15 protein-coding genes are annotated in these 18,924 nt (G+C 38.0%); 9 read left to right on the top strand and 6 right to left on the bottom strand.

Going from position 1 to position 18,924, the window contains the following annotated elements:
- Positions 1-83: 83 nt before the first annotated feature.
- Positions 84-1,622 (bottom strand): glycine betaine uptake BCCT transporter, encoded by a 1,539-nt coding sequence (locus MHH44_RS08000; protein WP_340798235.1) that lies wholly within the window; start codon positions 1,620-1,622, stop codon positions 84-86.
- A gap of 251 nt (positions 1,623-1,873) precedes the next feature.
- Between MHH44_RS08000 and MHH44_RS08005 the strand changes: the two genes are divergently transcribed.
- The 6 genes from MHH44_RS08005 (at position 1,874) to MHH44_RS08030 (ending at position 9,982) form a co-directional block, all read left to right on the top strand.
- Complete coding sequence (locus MHH44_RS08005) at positions 1,874-3,385, top strand: spore germination protein (protein WP_339264249.1); 1,512 nt, start codon at positions 1,874-1,876, stop codon at positions 3,383-3,385.
- A 44-nt stretch (positions 3,386-3,429) separates the two neighbouring features.
- Entirely contained in the window at positions 3,430-4,131 is a 702-nt protein-coding gene (locus MHH44_RS21175) for a GerAB/ArcD/ProY family transporter (protein ID WP_445683049.1), read from the top strand.
- A gap of 315 nt (positions 4,132-4,446) precedes the next feature.
- Positions 4,447-5,466 (top strand): Ger(x)C family spore germination protein, encoded by a 1,020-nt coding sequence (locus MHH44_RS08015; RefSeq protein WP_339264626.1) that lies wholly within the window; start codon positions 4,447-4,449, stop codon positions 5,464-5,466.
- Positions 5,467-5,517: 51 nt separating this feature from the next.
- A complete protein-coding gene (locus MHH44_RS08020; protein ID WP_339264251.1) occupies positions 5,518-6,342 on the top strand; it encodes an MBL fold metallo-hydrolase in 825 nt (274 codons plus the stop codon).
- Between the two features lie 262 nt (positions 6,343-6,604).
- Positions 6,605-8,599, top strand: coding sequence for a catalase (locus MHH44_RS08025; protein ID WP_340798237.1), 1,995 nt, complete (start codon positions 6,605-6,607; stop codon positions 8,597-8,599).
- 327 nt (positions 8,600-8,926) lie between these two features.
- On the top strand, positions 8,927-9,982 hold the full coding sequence (locus MHH44_RS08030; protein ID WP_340798238.1) for a YkvI family membrane protein: 1,056 nt from the start codon (positions 8,927-8,929) through the stop codon (positions 9,980-9,982).
- A 79-nt stretch (positions 9,983-10,061) separates the two neighbouring features.
- Here the strand turns inward: MHH44_RS08030 and MHH44_RS08035 are convergent, their stop codons facing one another.
- The 3 genes from MHH44_RS08035 to MHH44_RS08045 are packed head-to-tail and all read right to left on the bottom strand — an operon-like array spanning position 10,062 to position 13,120.
- Entirely contained in the window at positions 10,062-11,633 is a 1,572-nt protein-coding gene (locus tag MHH44_RS08035; protein ID WP_340798239.1) for a YndJ family protein, read from the bottom strand.
- Positions 11,602-12,210 carry a DUF4166 domain-containing protein gene (locus MHH44_RS08040; protein WP_340798240.1) on the bottom strand — a complete coding sequence of 203 codons (609 nt, stop codon included), beginning with the start codon at positions 12,208-12,210 and terminating at the stop codon, positions 11,602-11,604. Before MHH44_RS08040 ends, MHH44_RS08035 begins: the two co-directional genes overlap by 32 nt.
- Position 12,211: 1 nt before the next feature.
- A complete protein-coding gene (locus MHH44_RS08045) occupies positions 12,212-13,120 on the bottom strand; it encodes a DoxX-like family protein (RefSeq protein WP_340798241.1) in 909 nt (302 codons plus the stop codon).
- A 183-nt stretch (positions 13,121-13,303) separates the two neighbouring features.
- Between MHH44_RS08045 and MHH44_RS08050 the strand changes: the two genes are divergently transcribed.
- The gene (locus MHH44_RS08050) at positions 13,304-13,936 is read left to right on the top strand and encodes a hypothetical protein (RefSeq protein WP_340798242.1); all 633 of its coding nucleotides are present in this window, start codon (positions 13,304-13,306) and stop codon (positions 13,934-13,936) included.
- A 106-nt stretch (positions 13,937-14,042) separates the two neighbouring features.
- On the opposite strand, the gene MHH44_RS08055 is transcribed toward MHH44_RS08050, so the two are convergent.
- Both MHH44_RS08055 and MHH44_RS08060 read right to left on the bottom strand, forming a co-directional pair.
- The gene (locus MHH44_RS08055) at positions 14,043-15,329 is read right to left on the bottom strand and encodes an alkaline phosphatase family protein (protein WP_340798243.1); all 1,287 of its coding nucleotides are present in this window, start codon (positions 15,327-15,329) and stop codon (positions 14,043-14,045) included.
- A 4-nt stretch (positions 15,330-15,333) separates the two neighbouring features.
- Positions 15,334-16,581 carry an MFS transporter gene (locus tag MHH44_RS08060; RefSeq protein ID WP_340798244.1) on the bottom strand — a complete coding sequence of 416 codons (1,248 nt, stop codon included), beginning with the start codon at positions 16,579-16,581 and terminating at the stop codon, positions 15,334-15,336.
- Positions 16,582-16,736: 155 nt separating this feature from the next.
- On the opposite strand from MHH44_RS08060, the gene MHH44_RS08065 reads away from it, so the two are divergent.
- A complete protein-coding gene (locus tag MHH44_RS08065) occupies positions 16,737-17,909 on the top strand; it encodes an MDR family MFS transporter (RefSeq protein WP_339264260.1) in 1,173 nt (390 codons plus the stop codon).
- 179 nt (positions 17,910-18,088) lie between these two features.
- Positions 18,089-18,754, top strand: a complete 666-nt coding sequence (locus MHH44_RS08070) for a metal-dependent hydrolase (protein ID WP_340798245.1) — start codon at positions 18,089-18,091, stop codon at positions 18,752-18,754.
- Positions 18,755-18,924: the final 170 nt, after the last annotated feature.

An 18,924-nucleotide genomic window follows, 5' to 3' on the forward strand; every position in this document is an offset into this window, starting at 1 on the left:
TCCATGTAACGGTAAAACTTTTATCACCCTCAACTAATACAAAAAAAAGCGCCGCAAATTTGCGGCGCTTTTTTATTTGAAAGTCAGCCATCTTTTTTCTGACCATCCGGGGTATGCTGTTTTTTCGGTCGAATATATAGTCCTAATTTCTTCCGTTCTGCCATTAACGATTTGTAGAGTGAAAGCATCATCAGTAATATGATAAATGAAAACGGGAAGGCAACTATAATCGCTGCATTCTGCAGTGCGGTCAGACCACCTGAGAATAAAAGACTTGCCGCAATGGCTGCCTGTAAAATCCCCCAAATCAGCTTAATTTTAAATGATGGATTCATCGATCCAAAAGTTGTTTGCATACCTAGAACAAATGTAGCCGAATCTGCTGAAGTAATAAAGAAAATCGCAACAAGAAACAGTGCGATAATTGATAATATAAAACCGAATGGCATATTACCAAATACACCGAACAATAGTTGCTCTGTCGGTAATTCAACTAGTGTCTGGTCTTTCGTAAGGTATGTTTCTATCGCTGTAGTACCGAACGTAGCAAACCAGAAAATACTAACAAGTGTCGGTGCTAAAATAACACCCATTAAAAATTCACGGATTGTCCGTCCTTTTGAAATACGTGCAATGAAAATACCGACAAATGGTGACCACGACATCCACCATGCCCAATAGAAAATGGTCCATCCATTAATCCACTCACGACTGCCCGCATCACCCGGTTCCATGCGTAAGCTCATATGCACGAAATTCTGCAAATAGCTGCCAAGCCCCGAAGTGAAATCATTCATTATTGCAACAGTAGGTCCAATAAATAACGTTAATAATAGTAAGGTAGCTGCTAAATAGAGGTTCCAGTTACTTAATAGTTGTATCCCTTTATCAAGACCTGTTGAGGCTGAGACAATAAAGAGTACCGTAACAATAACGATAATGATTAATTGAACAGTAAAGTTTATTGGAACATCAAATAAATAGGATAGACCGCCATTAATTTGTTGGGCACCTAAACCTAGTGTAGTTGCCACGCCGATTACCGTAGCGAATACGGCAATAATGTCTATTGTGTAACCGATAGGACCTTTTGTTTTTTCGCCAAAAAGAGGGAAAAGCGTTGAACTTATTAAACCAGGTGCTCCTTTACGGAAATTGGAATAGGCAAGTGCAAGAGCAACTACACCGTAAATGGCCCAAGCGGAAATTCCCCAATGGAAGAATGTGAAGCGAAACGAATCTTTTAATGCCTGTTGGGAACCTTCAGGAGCTTGGGGGGAACTAATAGCGAAATGTGATAATGGCTCTGCAGCACCCCAAAATACTAAACCAATTCCCATACCCGCACTGAATAGCATCGCAAACCAAGAGGCATTGCTATAGTCCGGTCGGTCAGTCGACTTCCCGAGGCGAATGGCACCAACAGGACTTAGGATTAGAAAAACACAAAACGCAATAATGATTGCAACGACTAATAAATAATACCAGCCGAAATTATAAGTAAGTAAATTTTGGACATTCTTTGTTACTTTTTCCAATGTTTGTGGCGCAAGTACACCAACCAGAACAGCCAGCATTACTAAAGTAAACGAGCTCCAAAAAACAATGCCTACTTTTTTCATTTAAATTACCTCCGTTCAGCGACATATAAATGTATTTCCCAGTTTGAAAAAAATAAACATTTTTATTCAATTATTTAGCAAATAGTGCAGTACTTATTTAGAATCGTACGTTTAAGCATTATTCGGCCATTAAATATTTATAAGGAAACAACACTGGTTTTTCTTTATATTACCCAAATTTGCAGACTTTAACTAAAATGAATAACCTTTTTATAAATTTCCTATACTGTGTCAAAAAGGGGGGAGTCGTATTGACACAAACATTGGAAATTAAGCAGGAAATTAAACGACTAAATAAGGAATTCCTCCATTCATCGGATTTTGTTGTGAAAGAGATCATGTTAGGGCAAGATGAGAACGCAATTTTGTGCTATTACTCTTCACTAGTAAATAAAAAAGATGTTGAACAAAACCTTTGGAATCTAAAACAGTTAACTCAACAGTCCAATCAAGTAAGTCAGGATACGAGTGAAAATACAGATGGGGAAAAATCGAATGAAAATAATAATGGGGATAATAGCGCCGGACAGAATCAGTTATTGAAAGAAGATTCGATTACTATTACTACTGAAAAATATGATCAGAAAAAAATTAATGATTATGTTTGCAATGGCGAGACTTTAATCATCTTGTTGCAGTCAAAGCAGATGATACGAATAAATAATGCAGAATTTGCTCACAAAACACCAGAAGAGCCTGAAAATGAACAAATATTAAGAGGTTCGCATGAAGGTTTTGTGGAAAATTTTGAAATGAATATGCAACTTATTAGAAAGCGTATAAAAAATAATAAGCTTGTTGTAAAACAAATTACGCTCGGAAATGAGACCAAAACAACAGTTTACTATATGTTTGTAGAAAATGTAGTTGACAACGAGGCACTTAAAACGGTAGAAAAGCGATTAAATGCAGTTGATGTGGATATGTTTTATAGCATTGGCCAGCTTAGTGACTATTTGGAAGATCAAGTATGGTCTCCTTTTCCACAACTTTTGAATACAGAACGGCCAGATCGTGTAGTTGCCAATATTTTGGAAGGTAAAATCGCCATAATGACGGATTTATCACCAAATGCACTCATTGGACCAGTTACATTTTTTTCTTTTTATCAAACACCGGATGATTTTAATGCACGTGTATTTGTCGGAACTTTCTATCGGCTGATGAGACTATTCAGTGTCGTTGCCGCCATTTTTCTACCAGCATTTTATATAGCCATTGTAAGCTTTCATTTTGAAATACTGCCGCTTGAACTGGCAAATAAAGTGAAGACGGATATAAACCAGATACCATACCGGCCACTTATTGAAGCGATGATCATGGAAATAACCATTGAATTGATTCGTGAGGCGAGTGTTCGACTGCCGAAATCGATTGGACAGACAATTGGTATTGTCGGGGGACTTGTTATTGGGGATGCGATTGTGAGCGCGGGACTTGTATCGAACTTAATGGTAATTGTCGTAGCGTTTACGGCGATTTCAAGCTTTGTTGTCCCATCTATCGAACTCAATACAACAATTCGAATGCTCCGTTTCCCATTTATGTTTTTAGCATCTCTTTTTGGTTTCTTTGGAATTGTCATCGGGACATTTTTATTAGTTGTTCATTTATTGAATTTAAGCTCATTTAAGCGGCCATATTTTTCTCCAATTATTCCATTTGATCCAGTAGAAGTGAGAAAGATCTTTTTCCGTGGTCCTTATTATGGAGCTAAACGACAGGCAGAAGACTTTTCTCCAAAAAAGGAAGATAAAGCATGACTGTACAGTTGACGAAGGCACAAATATTTCTTCTTATGTTCGTTATGCAAACCGGCTTTGTCTATATATCTGTTCAAAACCTGATCATCGAGCATGCACATCGGGACGCTACAATACAATATTTAATTATAGCGTTCATTTTCTTTCTGCAATTATTGTTTTATGAACGAATGCATCAATACATGTATTTAAATAATTTTGTAAAAGCACTTTACCTGATTTATTGGACCATTTATATTACGATTTATGTCAGTTATATTACGTATGTATTAACGATATGGGTGTTTCCTAATACACCTACACTGGTTTTAATAACAATCTTTTTATCGGTTTGCCTTTATGCGAGTATTAGCAGACCCGAAACTGCCATTAATATAGGTGTTGTGCTAATTCCAATGCTTTTCTTGTTTCTAATATTTATGTTTTTAACGGTGAAGAGCTTAAATGTGACCAATTTGCTTCCACTTTTTTATGATCGATCAAATACTTGGTTTAAAGGCTTCATTTATTGTACTTATGCATTTAGTGGAGCGGAAACGTATTTCGTACTTCGAAAATATTTGGTGAAAAGTGAAAAAATTTCCAAAAAAAACAATTGCTATTTATTCCATTATTTTAACGAGCTTTTATTTATTGTCGATATCTTTTACTTTAATGTATTTTGCATTGGACGAAATAAAAATCATTCCCGAACCGATTTTATATATATTACACGCTGTGGAAGTAACATTTGTAAAACGGCTTGATTTATTTTTCGTATATATTTGGCTTTCATGGTCGTTAGTTACCATTGTCAATTATGTACTCGTTATGCGCCTCTTATATTTTGAGAAAAAAGTGAAATTACCGAAAATAAAGCAACTTATTTTTTTTGCTGTTATTGCCGTATCTGCTAATTCACTTATCCGATTTTCAGCAATTGAATTATTCCAAGACTATTTAGTGTATGGAACTATCTTTTTTACCTTTTTGTTGCCGATGATTATTATTCTCTTGAATAGAGTGAGGGGGAGAACCTTATCCGGATCGGAAAAATCATCTTAATAATTACTCCACTGATACTGGCAGGTTGCTGGGATGAAAGGCTCTATAAAAATTCATCCGTCGTATCGCTTACAGGCATAGAAGGGACAATAGGAAGTTTAACTGCTTACTATGCCTATCCGGAAGCTACAGCAACAGAAATGAAAACCATTGTTATTACCGGAGATGGGGTTTCGCCTCGTGATGTACGACAGGATGCTGAGCTAAAAGTTGAGCAGACAATGGATTTATCTGTCTTATCAACAGTTCTAATCTCAGAGGATACCGCGAAACATGATATTTATGAATATTTAGATATTTATTTTCGGGATGCGAACAGTCCAATAACTTCGAAAATGGCAATTGTACAAGGGGATTTAAAACCATTTTTTGAACTAAGCGAAAATAAGCAATCTACAGCAGGGGAATTTTATGACCGATTTATAACAAGTCTGGAAGATAACTCTTTTGTTATTCCTTACACTTTGCAGACAGCTACTTCTATCATTTTCGAAGATGCCCAGGACTTGGCTTTGCCCTATTTAAAAATGGGGGAGGATAATCGGCCCAAAGCAGACGGGGTTGCCTTGTTTTCAGGTAAATCCTTTACTGGCAAGACTTTAACAGCTGATGAAGGATTATTGTTAAATATTTTAAATGATACACTTGGATTTTCGACGCGTATTTCTCATTTATATAAAGAAAGTCCTTTAACAGTAAGGGTCAATAACTTAAAAAGAAAGCTTAACATATCCGAAAATAAAATTGTAATCGATCTTAAAATTCAGTTTATGGTTTCTGAATTTCCAAAGGATAACTTAGATAAAAAAAGTACAAGAAAAGAGCTGGAAGGATTTCTGAAGGAAAAGATTGAGCATGATCTGAATGAAGTTATCAAAAAATTGCAGGAAGCAAAGAGTGATGCTCTAGGACTTGGTCGTAGCGTTCGAGCATTTCATCCAGAATGGTTTAAAAAAGATTGGAACGAACGTTTTTCAGAATTGGATATTTCGGCTAAGTTAAAAGTTGAAATTGTGAAAACGGGTATATTGGAGTAACTGTATTGCATCATAATACAGTTGAATATTTGAAAAAGGAGTGAAAAAAATATGAACTACGGTGATGATTATAAATTTATTCCTGCTACATCTGTACAAAGCGGTGTAAGCCAGGAAATATTGCCGGACTTGTATGCACATACAATTCAAATTGCAAATATTGTTTTTTACAGCATTCCTGGAAGTAACGACTTTGTTTTAATAGACGCGGGTATGCCGAAAAGTGCAGAAGAGATAATTGCTGTTGCAGAGAATAGATTTGGGGAAAATGCTAAAGCAAAGGCGATTATTTTGACACATGGTCATTTTGATCACGTTGGTGCAATCATTGAACTTGTAGAGCACTGGCAAGTTCCTGTTTTTGCCCACGCACTGGAACTACCGTATTTAACAGGCGAACAAGATTATCCAGAGCCGGATCCAAGTGTGGACAGCGGATTGGTTGCTAAAATGTCACCGATGTTCCCGAATGAAGCGATTGACTTAGGTGAGTTTGTTCAGGAACTGCCATCAGATGGAACAGTGCCATTTATGGAAGGGTTCAAGTGGATTCATACACCGGGACATACACCTGGACATGTTTCATTGTTCAGAGAGCGAGACGGGGCACTCATTGCAGGGGATGCTTTTGTGACGGTCAAGCAAGAATCATTATATAAAGTGTTTACTCAGGAAAAAGAAGTGAACGGTCCACCGAAATATTTGACACCGGACTGGGAAGCAGCATTTGAATCGGTAAAAAAATTAGCAGCCTTGAAACCTTCTATAGCGGTAACAGGCCATGGTGTGCCGATGAGCGGGGCAGAACTTTCCAATGGACTGGAGAAGCTCGTTGATCAGTTCCAACAAATCGCACTGCCGAAAAAAGCAAAATAATGATAAAAATCATCCATTTACTCAATAAGAGAATGGGTGATTTTTTGTTGGGGACAGTGGCAGTGCAGATAATGAAACTTAACCTGGTACAGGCGGAATTCATAATTATAAGATATAGAAAAGTACTAAATTTTGAAGGAAAAAATATTACGATTATATTTCACTGGACTACTTTTTGAAAAATAGGGTAGAAAAGTAACAGAGATGGTTGAGGGAAAACTAATCTTATAAATACGCTATTTTTGTATGAGGAGGATGTAAATTGGAAAACAACAATAAAAAAGTCGAGCAATTGAAACAGTTTACTACGAAAGATGAAGGGCAGCCGCTAACAACAAATCATGGATTAAAGTTAACGAATGATGAGCATTCATTAACGATTGGTGAGCGTGGTCCAACAATAATGGAAGACTTTCATTTCCGTGAAAAAATGACGCATTTTGACCATGAACGTATTCCGGAGCGAGTTGTGCATGCTCGAGGTTCGGGAGCTCATGGCGTATTTGAAAGCTATGGAGATGCTTCAGATATAACAATGGCTCATTTTTTAGGTGAGAAAGGTCGACAAACACCTGTCTTTGTACGATTTTCTACAGTAGCAGGGTCTCGAGGTTCAGCAGAAACCGTTCGTGACGTGCGAGGATTTGCGACAAAGTTTTATACGGAAGAAGGCAATTACGATTTAGTAGGAAATAATATCCCTGTATTCTTTATTCAGGATGCGATAAAATTCCCAGATTTTGTTCATGCAGTAAAACCGGAGCCTCATAATGAAATTCCTCAAGCGCAAAGTGCCCATGATACTTTTTGGGATTTTGTTGTAAGCAATGAAGAAACGGCACATATGACAATGTGGCATATGTCGGACCGAGCAATTCCGAAAAGTTTCCGTACAATGGAAGGATTTGGTGTAAATACATTCCGTTTTGTCAATGCCAACGGGGAAGCACACTTCGTTAAATTCCATTGGAAACCTGTATTTGGTGCACATTCTTTAGTGTGGGATGAAGCTCAAAAAATAGCAGGTAAAGATCCGGATTTTAACCGCCGTGACCTTTTCGACAATATAGAAGCAGGCAATTATCCTGAATATGAGCTTGCTGTACAGCTAATTCCACAAGAAGATGAATTCAAATTTGATTTTGATATTTTAGATCCAACAAAAATTTGGCCGGAAGAACTGATTCCGCTGCGCAAACTTGGAAAAATGACATTAAATCGAAATACGGATAACTTCTTTGCTGAAACGGAACAAATTGCATTCCATGTAGGACATGTCGTTCCGGGAATCGATTTCTCAAACGATCCTTTACTGCAGGGACGCTTATTCTCTTATACGGATACACAATTGATTCGATTAGGTGGGCCAAACTTCCATGAGTTACCGATCAATCGTCCTGTATGCCCATTCCATAATAATCAGCGTGATGGCTATGGACGTATGACAATCAATAAGGGCCGTGTTGCATACGGGAAAAACAGCTTGCAAAATAATACACCGCATGTTGTGACTCAAAATGAAGGCGGCTATGCTCATTATCAGGAAAAAATTGAAGGACGTAAAGTAAGAGCCCGAAGCTTATCCTTTGAGGATCATTATAGCCAAGCTCGTCAATTCTGGTTAAGTCAAACAGATGTGGAAAAGCAGCACATTATTAATGCTTTTAGTTTTGAATTGGGGAAAGTAGAAACAATCGAAATCCGCAAGGCCACAGTCGATATGTTTGCCCGAGTAGACCGTGCAATGGCTGAGCAAATTGCCCAAAATATCGGTGTTACACCACCAGATGAATCTATCCAGCAAGTTGCAGATCAACTGCCATCTGATGCAGTTAGTATATTGAAAAATCAAGTTCCGTATTTAAAAACAAAAAAGGTTGGTATTATTGTTGATACAAACAGTAATTTAAAAGAACTTGTTACACCTTTGGAAAAAGAGGGGGTTGTCGTTGAATTGATCAGCGATAAGCAAGGAAGAATCGGCCAGCGTGAAATTGACCATACGCTGGAAACTGCATCTCCAGTACTTTATGATGGCTTAATCGTTGCTGCAACTTTTGAAGGTGTAGTACCAAACCGAAAAGTCCAAACGTTTGCTGATGAAATTTTCAACCATTACAAAGCATTAGGGTATGTATCCGTTGAAAGTATGGATAAAGACTATGCCAATGCACCGGGTGTCGTAACAGAAATCACGGAATTTGTAGAAGCATTGAAAAAAGGCCGCCACTTTGACCGAACAGATGCAACGGGTTGATTCTCCTTACAAAACTTAAGAATCACAAAGTCCAAAAAACATTTTTCTCATTGAGAAAAATGTTTTTTTAATTGCACTATGTTTCAATCTATATCTCTATTTTCCTACTCGATTTATAAAAAATGAATATTTTGAATAATAAAATATCATAATAATAGTGTGCTATAATATAAAAATTGTAGTTAATTTAAAATCGGAAGGGGGATATTTAGGGAGAAAACTGAAAAGGGCTATAATAAATGAAGAATTTAAAATGGGGAATCTAGCTTTAGTAATTATTTTAATAAAATACATAGTGATCGAAGGATTAAAAGGGGAGTTAGACGTGTGAAAAATATATTAAAAATTGGAAGCGCATTTATTGGCGTAATCGTGGGTGCAGGGTTCGCTTCAGGACAAGAAATACTGCAATACTTTACGAGCTTTGGAATACTCGGGATATTCGGAGCAATCTTATCAACGGTACTGTTTTCAGGCATTGGTATGCTTTTAGTATGGCTTGGCAGTTATACAAAAACGACATCACATAAAGATGTTATTTACAGAATTAGCGGGCGTTATCTTGGTACTGTAATCGATTTTATTCTTATCTTTACGTTGTTTGGTGTAGGTGTCGTTATGCTAGCGGGTGCCGGTTCAAACTTAAACCAACAGTTTGGATTACCGATCTTTGTAGGTACGACTCTTATGACAATACTCGTATTATTAACAGGTTTTTTGAAAGTAAATCGGGTCGTTTCCATTATTGGAAGCATTACGCCGATTCTCATTATTTTTGTTATATTTATTGCGATTTACAGTTTTCTAACGATGAATGGGACTTTTACATCTCTAAATGATATAGCTCTAGCAACACCGACTACTTTACCAAACTGGTTTATTTCCAGTATTAATTACGTTTCATTTAATATTGCAGTTGGTGCTTCGATGTCAATTGTTATGGGTGGGGCTGAAAAAAATCCAAAAACAGCAGCGTTAGGCGGATTAGTTGGAGGACTTGTATTAGGAATTCTCATTTTATTAATTCATTTAGCCATTTTTTCGAAAATCGAAGAAGTGGGCACATTGGACATGCCAATGCTGGGGATAGTTAGTAATTTATCGCCAACACTAGGTATAATCATGTCATTAGTTATTTTTGGTATGATTTATAATACAGCGGTTGGAATGTTCTTTTCTTTCTCAGCACGCTTTGCGGAAACAGGGACAAAGAAATTTAAAACATTCTTTACGATTACAATGATTATTGGCTATTTGGCAAGTTATGTAGGGTTTACAGGACTGGTTAGTTATTTTTATCCACTAATCGGTTATTTGGGAATTATCCTCATTATTGCGCTATTGGCAGCTCCGTTTATTATTAAGAGGAAAGAGGCGCAATAATAATCTATCTGTACAAGCTCAAAGCTACCATTTTTCAACAAAGAAAAGTGGTAGCTTTTTACTATACATTTGTCTATTTCTAATTTGATTCATGCTCTTTAAGGCTTTTTTGTATCGTATAATCAATATGTAAAAACTTCATTCCAAAAAGTTTCATATCATGTGTAGCGGTAAGTATCCCTTTTTGTTCTTTTATTACAAAATACTCATGGAGCGGCAGTTTGAAAACATAGGAACCGATCGCCAAATATGTACCTGCATCGCCTTGTCCATCACTTGTTAAGTAAAGTGCCCGGTCTTTTGCGGAAAGCTGTAAGATTCCGTGCATTGAAGAGAATGGCAAGGGCAGGGCGATATTCATATAGGTATTGGTTGCATCATTATGCTGCGAATAAATCGCATTAAATACAGGTTCGCCATTGATCGACCGTTGCCAGACGCGCGGTTTTTCCCGGCCGTCATTTTGCGGCTCGACTTGCCAAATTTCACCGTCCATCATAATCATTTTTGAAGAAAAGGGTAAATTCAACTGTCCCATTTTCCGGCTGATAAACTGATATACAAAAGCAAAAGGTTTAAACCATGGTGCCCACTGTACAGATGCTTTTAATTCAAACTGCGTAGTACGTTCATAAAAATCAGCGATTAAAACAGGGATATCCTCTTTATTAATACAAGAAGACATCTCATCAACCAATCCGTGAGCCGGCTTGTTAGTCGGAGAAAAGTTGCCTCGGATTTTACTTACCGGGAATGAATAATCGTTATGCTTTGTCGGCGGAGTATAAAGACTCCAAGCGATTACCACGGCAATACCAAACCCTAAACAATTTAAAAGCCCATGAAAGTCCAGCATATCCGGAATATCTACAATAATCATTCCAGTTAAATTACTGTAAGCGTATAAAAATGACCAAATGATTGTAAAACATAACGTTATAAAGGCAAGCCGGATAAAAAGGCTTTGCACGGGCGGTAACCGCCATTTCATGACATAGAAGCTAATACTGAAAATAGCAAGTACATATAAGCTGACCGAAATGATTTCGACAATTCTTGAAAAGGTAATTCCGACAGCTACTAGCATTGGTCCTGCGGCAATAACGGCACAGCAAAATTTATAGTATCGGGTCATATGAAGACGCCCAATCAATCCGACTGTAATACAAAGTAAAAAGGCGGAATAATGAAAGTGAATAGCAGTTAGCCATGTAATAATTGGACTAAATCCTGTATTCAACTGTAAATGGAATGCCAAAAACCATAGTCCACCCATCACAATATAAATCAGTCCGATATCAATCATTATTTCAGCCGTATTCGTAAATCCCCGTCTCAAAAATCGGTTGACCCCATGGGAAGCAATGACAAGTGTACTTAGCAAATAAGCCAGCACACAAAGTAGGATGAGGAAATCCTGTTGCGTGAAATACAGCATTGTTACAGCAAATTGGCCGATTACAATAATCAGCTTTTGCCAATTTTTCAGCAAAACTAATTGTTCCAGCATGACTGGTACAAAGATAAGTTGAGCTAGCGTCAAATAATAATACATAGATGTTGTTTCGTTAAATAACAGAAGCCAAGCCATACAAACAAGGCCAATGATTGTTAAAGGTCTACTGAGAACATGGCGTAAATTGACCAGCATACATCATCATCCTTCCAATGAGATCATTATAAATGGAGACATGAATCGTATACACATCCAGCACATCATCATACCCTTCCGTTACAACAACTCGGCCTGTCAGTTTCTTTGGCAAGGCAATTTCTTTCTGACCGATTACGGCACGCTGTTCTGCGGAGCGGATCATTAAGGAACCGTCCTTTGTAACATCCATTTTTAAATCGGAGTAGAACAGGGCCGGATCCCCTAAATAATCTTTTACAATTTGCCGCTCCAAATCGACCGTCATTGTCGCATTGAACTTGCGTGTTTCCAGTGGAAAGTGGAAAGTGCGCTCCCAATAAACTTCAGCTTCCTTTTCATTGTTCATTCTTGCTGTATTCGTTATTGTAAAAGGAATTTCCTCGCCGTACTCGGGGAAAAGGAAGTTTGTTTTCGTAAATAGTTGATACAAGGGTCGTAAAAAACGTGGTCCTGAATGAATGACGTGCATTGTTCCTTGTGCATGAAATGGCAGGCCAAATGGAAGGCGGTATCTCTCCTGCAGTTTTGGATGCAGCCTGTTAAAGTCTTTGGCCAGCAATGTTTCGTAAATCATATTAAGCATCTCTTTTCCGTTTGCAGAATTTTGCTGTCGGCAATTCTTTTGTCAGCAGTAAAGCAATGATTGAAGCAATCCATAAACCAATATTAAATGTAACGACATTAAATGGAGCCGTTGCAACTGAAGGCGCAGCAATAATAGCGCTTAATGTCAGCAATGGGAATAATAAAATTTGTGCCTTTATCAGCAGCGTTTGCAATTTAGGGACCAAAAACAGTAACCCAATGATCATCTCCAAAATACCTACCCAAATAATGGCCGTTGATGCTTGACCAAACGTTAGCGGTGACAGTTTCATCAGCATATCAATTTCAAGTGGATGCTTCATCAACACTTTCGGAATGAGACCTTGGTAGAGCCATGTAAAACTGAACAGGAAGCAGAGTAAATAATAGCTGAAAAATCGCCGGTATTGGGTTGCCGGTTTTTCTCCGATTTCTATCCATCTTGCCAGTACATTGAAACTAAGTGCAGTTGCCCAACCGATAACATGGCGGAACAGCAGATCAAATATTTGCCCGAATCGACCGAACCGAACGTCATAGTCATAATGGGTTAGAAAGGTTACACGGTCGCCATTCGGGATATATTGCCAATAGCCACGTCCTTCCTTAATCGGGGAAATCACTTGCGGAGTCCCGAAATGGAGAGATGAAGTTTTAACACCACTTGCCTTTTCATGTGTTCCTTTACTTTCACCCCAACCTGCAACTGACAATCCCGGCATTATTTTAGTTGTATATGTAAAAGTTTGAGGCGCGTCCGCATGCTGTTTTTCATTGTAGGTGATGGATGTAAAGCGTAAATCCCATTGTTCATGCAGGTCAGGCTGCTGTGTATAATGCCATACTTCTTCAATCGAGCTGTCTATTACGGTTTCCACATAAATCGGCTTTTTCTTCAAAATACTCAGCTCCTCTATCAAAATGTAAAAAAAGTATTCTACTCATTCATCATACCCTAATATTTCTTCTGTGATTAGTCAGAATTTAAAGTGAATGAATTTGCAGAATAAATGTTAATCTATTACATTATCAAGTATTATAAGAATGGATAGATCAAGTAACCGATTTTAAGGGAGGAAGCAATGGACTTTATTTTAGATTATAAGTGGTTTTTCCTCATTACTGCAGAGGTTGTTTTCTGGGTATGTGCGATTGCCTTTTTGCTCTTGCGCTACTGGTTTCAGCTGAAAAAGCTGAGTTTGTTTGTTCTTATAATTTTTATCGTGAATGATTTATGGATTGCACTTTTGGCTTATTTCGATTACCAGCGAACAGGTGAATTTTCGATTTATCAAATTATCATCGTCATCATTATTGTGTACGCGATGACATTCGGGAAATCTGACTTTAAAAAGCTAGATGCCTTTATTAAAAGGTGGGTTGCTAAAAAACGGGGAGAGCCGATCAATGAATCACTCCATCCTGTTAAATTGTATGGTAAGGCTTATGCGTTAAAAGAATGGAAGCAATTTGCGGGGCATTTCGTAGTTTTTGTTCTTGTTCATATAGGGTTTGCTATTGGAGTCGGTTTTTCAGACAGTTTGCAGCAAACGCCCCTTAATGATTTATTCGGAATGTGGTTCGATGATGAAAACAGTAATTTCCCTTTTAACAATGAAGGGGTTAATAAATTCAGTCAGGTGTGGCTGCTAATTCTGGCCATTGATTTTGTGATTACATTATCATATACATTATTCCCGAAAAAGAAATCATAAAGGGCAAATCCGGTTAACTAACTAAAATAGATTAAATGGAGTGAGTTTTTAAAGAAATAATATACCCCTTTTGATTATTCATTCAAAAGGGGTTTGGATCATATTATTATCGCTTAAATATTTCAGTCAATGCTCGGCCGTCTGTATTTCCAAAATCCAAATCCAAAATATGAGCAATTGTCGGACCGAGATCGACGACACAAGCTTCGCCAATGTCTGAGCCGGCAATTACATTGTTGCCGGAAATAATCAGATTGCTCGAATAGTCAGGTTTAGTTGGTGAGTAGCCGTGAGTCGCGTACTTTTTACCGAGTGCATGTAAGTCGATGACAGCTTCCTGTAAATGGTCATCTTCAAAAGCATAGCCTTCTTTTGCCTCAATCATATAGCTGAACTGACTGTCTACATGAAACTCTTGTAACTGCTGCGTACTCAAAATGGCTTCGATGCCGTAAGTTTCTTTGCGTGCAGCTTCCTGTAAAATAGAAAGAGCTAATTGTTCTGCTTCCGTATCGCCTGGCTGTACATGCAAATAAGCAGCTCCACCGGCACTTTGGACATATGCGCGCCAATGCCATTTTCCATTTTCCTCATAAATAAGACCTTCCTCGTATAAAATTCGGTTCAAATACACTTTGTACTGAACATCGAGCTGACTATGGTCACCGACAATTATAAAAGTCGTTTCTTCATAAATACCTGCATCTTTTGTCGCCTGGACTAGATCTCCAATCCGACGGTCCATCCGTTCGATTACTTCTTCGATATGTGGTCCTTTTGTTCCAAGTAAATGCTTCGTATCATCGAGGTCAATTAAGTGCATTAAAAGTAAATTCGGTTTTCTCTTCTTAATCGTATCTACTGCGCATACTGTTGTGAAGTCATCTAAATAAGGCTGCTGAATCCCTTGCCGAACTTTTCCGTACTTCATTTCCATTTGCAATGTAAACAATTTACTGCCGCTTTTTAGTATTTTTAATGCCTGATTCTCGTTTTTGATCGCTTTTATTTCCGGGATATTAAAGTTAATATTCGCTTTTCCTGATACCGGCCACAAAAGCCCGGCTGTCGTGAGTCCTTTTTCTCGAGCTGCTTCATATACAGTTGGAGCTTGGATATCACTGCGGAACCAGTGCCAGTTTTGCTCGTTTTCAGGGACGAAAGGCTGGAACGGATTATTATGGAAAACCCCGTGCCGGTCTGGATAGACACCAGTCACATAGGAACTGTGTATGACATACGTGAGGGTTGGGTACACACTTTTCAGTAAATTTGTAGAGGCCCCTCGTTCAATCAGTTTGGCTAAATTCGGTTTAGACGCTGCACTTTCCCAATTATCCTTAGAAAAGGCGTCATACGAAACAACAATCACATAATTACTTTTTTTCTGCATCTGATCACCTTACTAATTTAGTTTGTTCATGCGCATCTTTTGGCAGCATTAAAAAGACAATGAGCCCGATTATGAATAGAGGGATAATCGATAAAATGCTATATCGGGCATCACCGGTCATCGTTGTTGTCAGTGCCATTAGAAAAGGTCCGATAATTGCAGCAAATTTACCGAAAATATTATAGAAACCGAAAAATTCGTTGGAACGCTCTTTCGGAATAATTTTACCATAATAGGAACGGCTCAATGCCTGAATACCGCCTTGAGCAGAACCAATCATAATCCCTAGAATAAAGATATGCCACATTTCCGAAATGAAAAAAGCTGCGATACAGGCAATGACATAAGTCGTAATCCCGACGATTATTAACGCCCGAGTCGAATATTTTTTTGCGAGTGACCCATAAAGAAGGGCAAAGGGGAATGCTACAATTTGAATAACGAGTAAAATGGCCAACAGCATAAAGGTATTCAACCCGTCGGAACCTAAAACGCTTGTCGCGTATGGAACAACCATTTTAATAATTGTATCGACACCATCGATATAGCAGAAATAGGCGATTAAAAACATGAATACTATTTTATAGTCTTTTATATTTAAAAAGGTTTGCCCTAATCGTTTGAAACTATTGCCGATCGGATTTGGTTCGGGTTCAATATAATGGCGCTGTTTAACGTCTTTAATCATCGGGATTGTCAGTAACCCCCACCATAGCGCGGTAATGCAAAATCCGATTTGATATCCGATTGCGGCATCCATTCCCATAATTAAGATGACGGCTAAACTAATCCCAAATGGAATGACACTTGAAATATAGCCGAAAGCAAAGCCGGACGATGATACTTTATCCATTTTCTCATCTGTCGTCACATCGACTAAAAAAGAATCATAGAAAATATTAGCGCCGGCAAAGCCGATACAAGAAAGAATGTACATGACGATTAATAGCTGCCATTGCCCGCTATCGGGTGAAATAAATGTAAAGGAAAGAGTAGAAATAATGCCGACTAACGCAAAAAATGTGAAGAAACGCTTTTTCTTATCCTTATAGTCCGCAAAGGCTCCTAAAATGGGACTAAGAACGGCGACTAATATGCTTGCAAGTGAATTGAAATAGCCTAAATCCATGTTGTCAACACCTTGAAACATTCCAAAGACAATCGGGAAAAGGGCGGTTGTGATCGCAATGGAGTAAGCAGAATTCCCGCAGTCATACAAAATCCAGGACTTTTCTTCTTTTGTCAGCTTCACTTAATTAAAACCTCCTAACCTACTATTTTCAGTCATTATACCATTATCTTGAAATTAAATATTGAAGACATACAGAAATTTCATATTAGTGAAATATTGTTTACGTAAACTCTGTATAATGGAAGTTATCTCTAAAAATTTACAGGAGGCCGGCTATGACAAGGATTTTTAACTATTTTCATCCACTTGTATGGATTATATTAAGTGGGACGATTTTTGTACGGACTGCGAGCTTTATGGCAATCCCGTTTTTAGCTTTATATTTACATAATGAACTTCAAGCCTCGCCGTTATTAATCGGGGTTACGATTGGAATTGCGCCGCTGTTCTCAACCTTTGGCGGACTGATCGGCGGCTACTTGACCGACAGATTTGGACGAAAAGCGGTTATTATTATTACAGTCTTTATTTGGAGTCTTACCTTTATTGGTTTTGCACTGGCTCCTTCAGCTGTGTATTTTGTCGTGTTGAATGCAATGAATGGGCTATGTCGTTCATTTTTTGAACCGGGTACCCAAGCACTGATGATTGATTTTACAGAGGATGCGAAAAAAAGACGGTTATTTTCTGTACGCTACACGGCCATTAATATTGCGGCTGTAATGGGACCACTACTTGGTGTATGGGTCGCAGGCTTATCAAGTCCAGCGACACCGTTTCTGATTACCGGCATTATGTATGCATTGTATGGCATATTTTTACTCGTAATATTAAACCGCTATGAAATGAAACAAAAAAGACTCGGTTCAAACCAACAAATCCGAACGATATTACGTGCAGTTATCCAAGATCAAAAGCTGTTGCTGTTTATCGCAGGAGGAATTTTGATTACAGTTGGTTATTCCCAGTTCGACTCGACACTGCCGCAATTCATTAATATGAATGTGGAAGATGGGGTGAAGCTCTTTTCCTATGTGATTGTCGCAAACTCCATTACAGTGCTGGCATTTCAGCTGCCATTAACAGTATTAAGCGAAAAAATTTCAATTTATAGTTCACTGAAAATTGGCGTCGTCATTTTTGCGGTCGGATTATTTCTGTTTGGCGTTTCCGGCAGTTCTTGGATGTTCATTGCGAGTATGATAGTATTTTCGGTCGGTGAGATTTTCTGTTTCCCGATGATGAATGCCGTTATTGAGGAAATTGCGCCTGAGGATCAAAAGGGGACATATCTTGGTGCGTCTCAGTTTAAAAATATAGGCGGATTTATCGGGCCGATTATTGGTGGCTGGCTATTAACAGCTTATATAGATTATATGTTTGCAATTATTTCATTAATCATGCTTTGCAGTATTTATATATATAACCGCGCGCAAAGGCTGGCTTAAAATCTGTAAAACTGGCGGCGCTATGTAATAAAACAAAACAGCAGCTCATAAAGTGAAGCAGGTTCCTCTAATGAAAAAACTTGATAAATAGAACTCTGTTAAGTACAATGAACTCTTTGAATACATAACGAGTTCGCGGTAACATCCGCTATAAGACTTTACAACAAAGAGGTGGCAACATGAAAGGTCGAACACATTTAACGATTGGGTTAGGAATCGGGGCAGTAGCATCTGTCAGCCAAGCATCTGAAATGATTCCGATCGTCTTAGCTGTATCTGCTGTAGCTTCACTGGCTCCGGATTTAGACGGAAACAATCTGTTGAATAAACATGTAACGAAAACGGCGAAACAAATAAAAAAAGGCGGACAATTGGTCGGCGGTGTGATAATGGTTCTGTCCTTGGCAGCTTATTTAAACTTTCTGCCTTTATTGGATGGTGAATGGTTTACACAACAAAATAAACTGCTGTTTTTAGCATTGGGCGCCATCATCATTGCCTTATCCATGAGAAGTCAGGAAACGCTTAAAAATATTTTAATGACTATTTTGAGTTTATTCCTTCTGTATTATGCGATTACCGATGAGATGTGGTGGCTCGTACTGTTTGCTGTATACATTGGGGCAGCTGGATGGTTTCCGCATCGAGGATTTACCCATACGATTTGGGCGGTGGTCTTTTGGGCATATATGTCCCATCTGCTGGAAGTGAGTACAGGCGCGGAAAATTTAGCGATTATCTCAACGATGGCTTATTTATCTCATATTTTAGGTGATATGATGACGAAAAAAGGGGTTAAATTCATCGCTCCTATTACGAATAAAGTATTTAAAATACGAATATAGATTTTAGGAAAGGTCTTTCATCAGTTGTTTTAATGAACTGTAGGGAGATCTTTTATTTTTAGTTAATTATTATTGAAATAACATCGTATTATGCATAAGCTATAATAAATTAAGGGATTATAATTTAGAAATATATCAATAATTTTAGCCCAATATGGATGTTAGAGGAA

The sequence above is a fragment of the Solibacillus sp. FSL K6-1126 genome (genome assembly GCF_038003445.1).
GTDB classification, from domain to species: Bacteria; Bacillota; Bacilli; order Bacillales_A; family Planococcaceae; genus Solibacillus; species Solibacillus silvestris.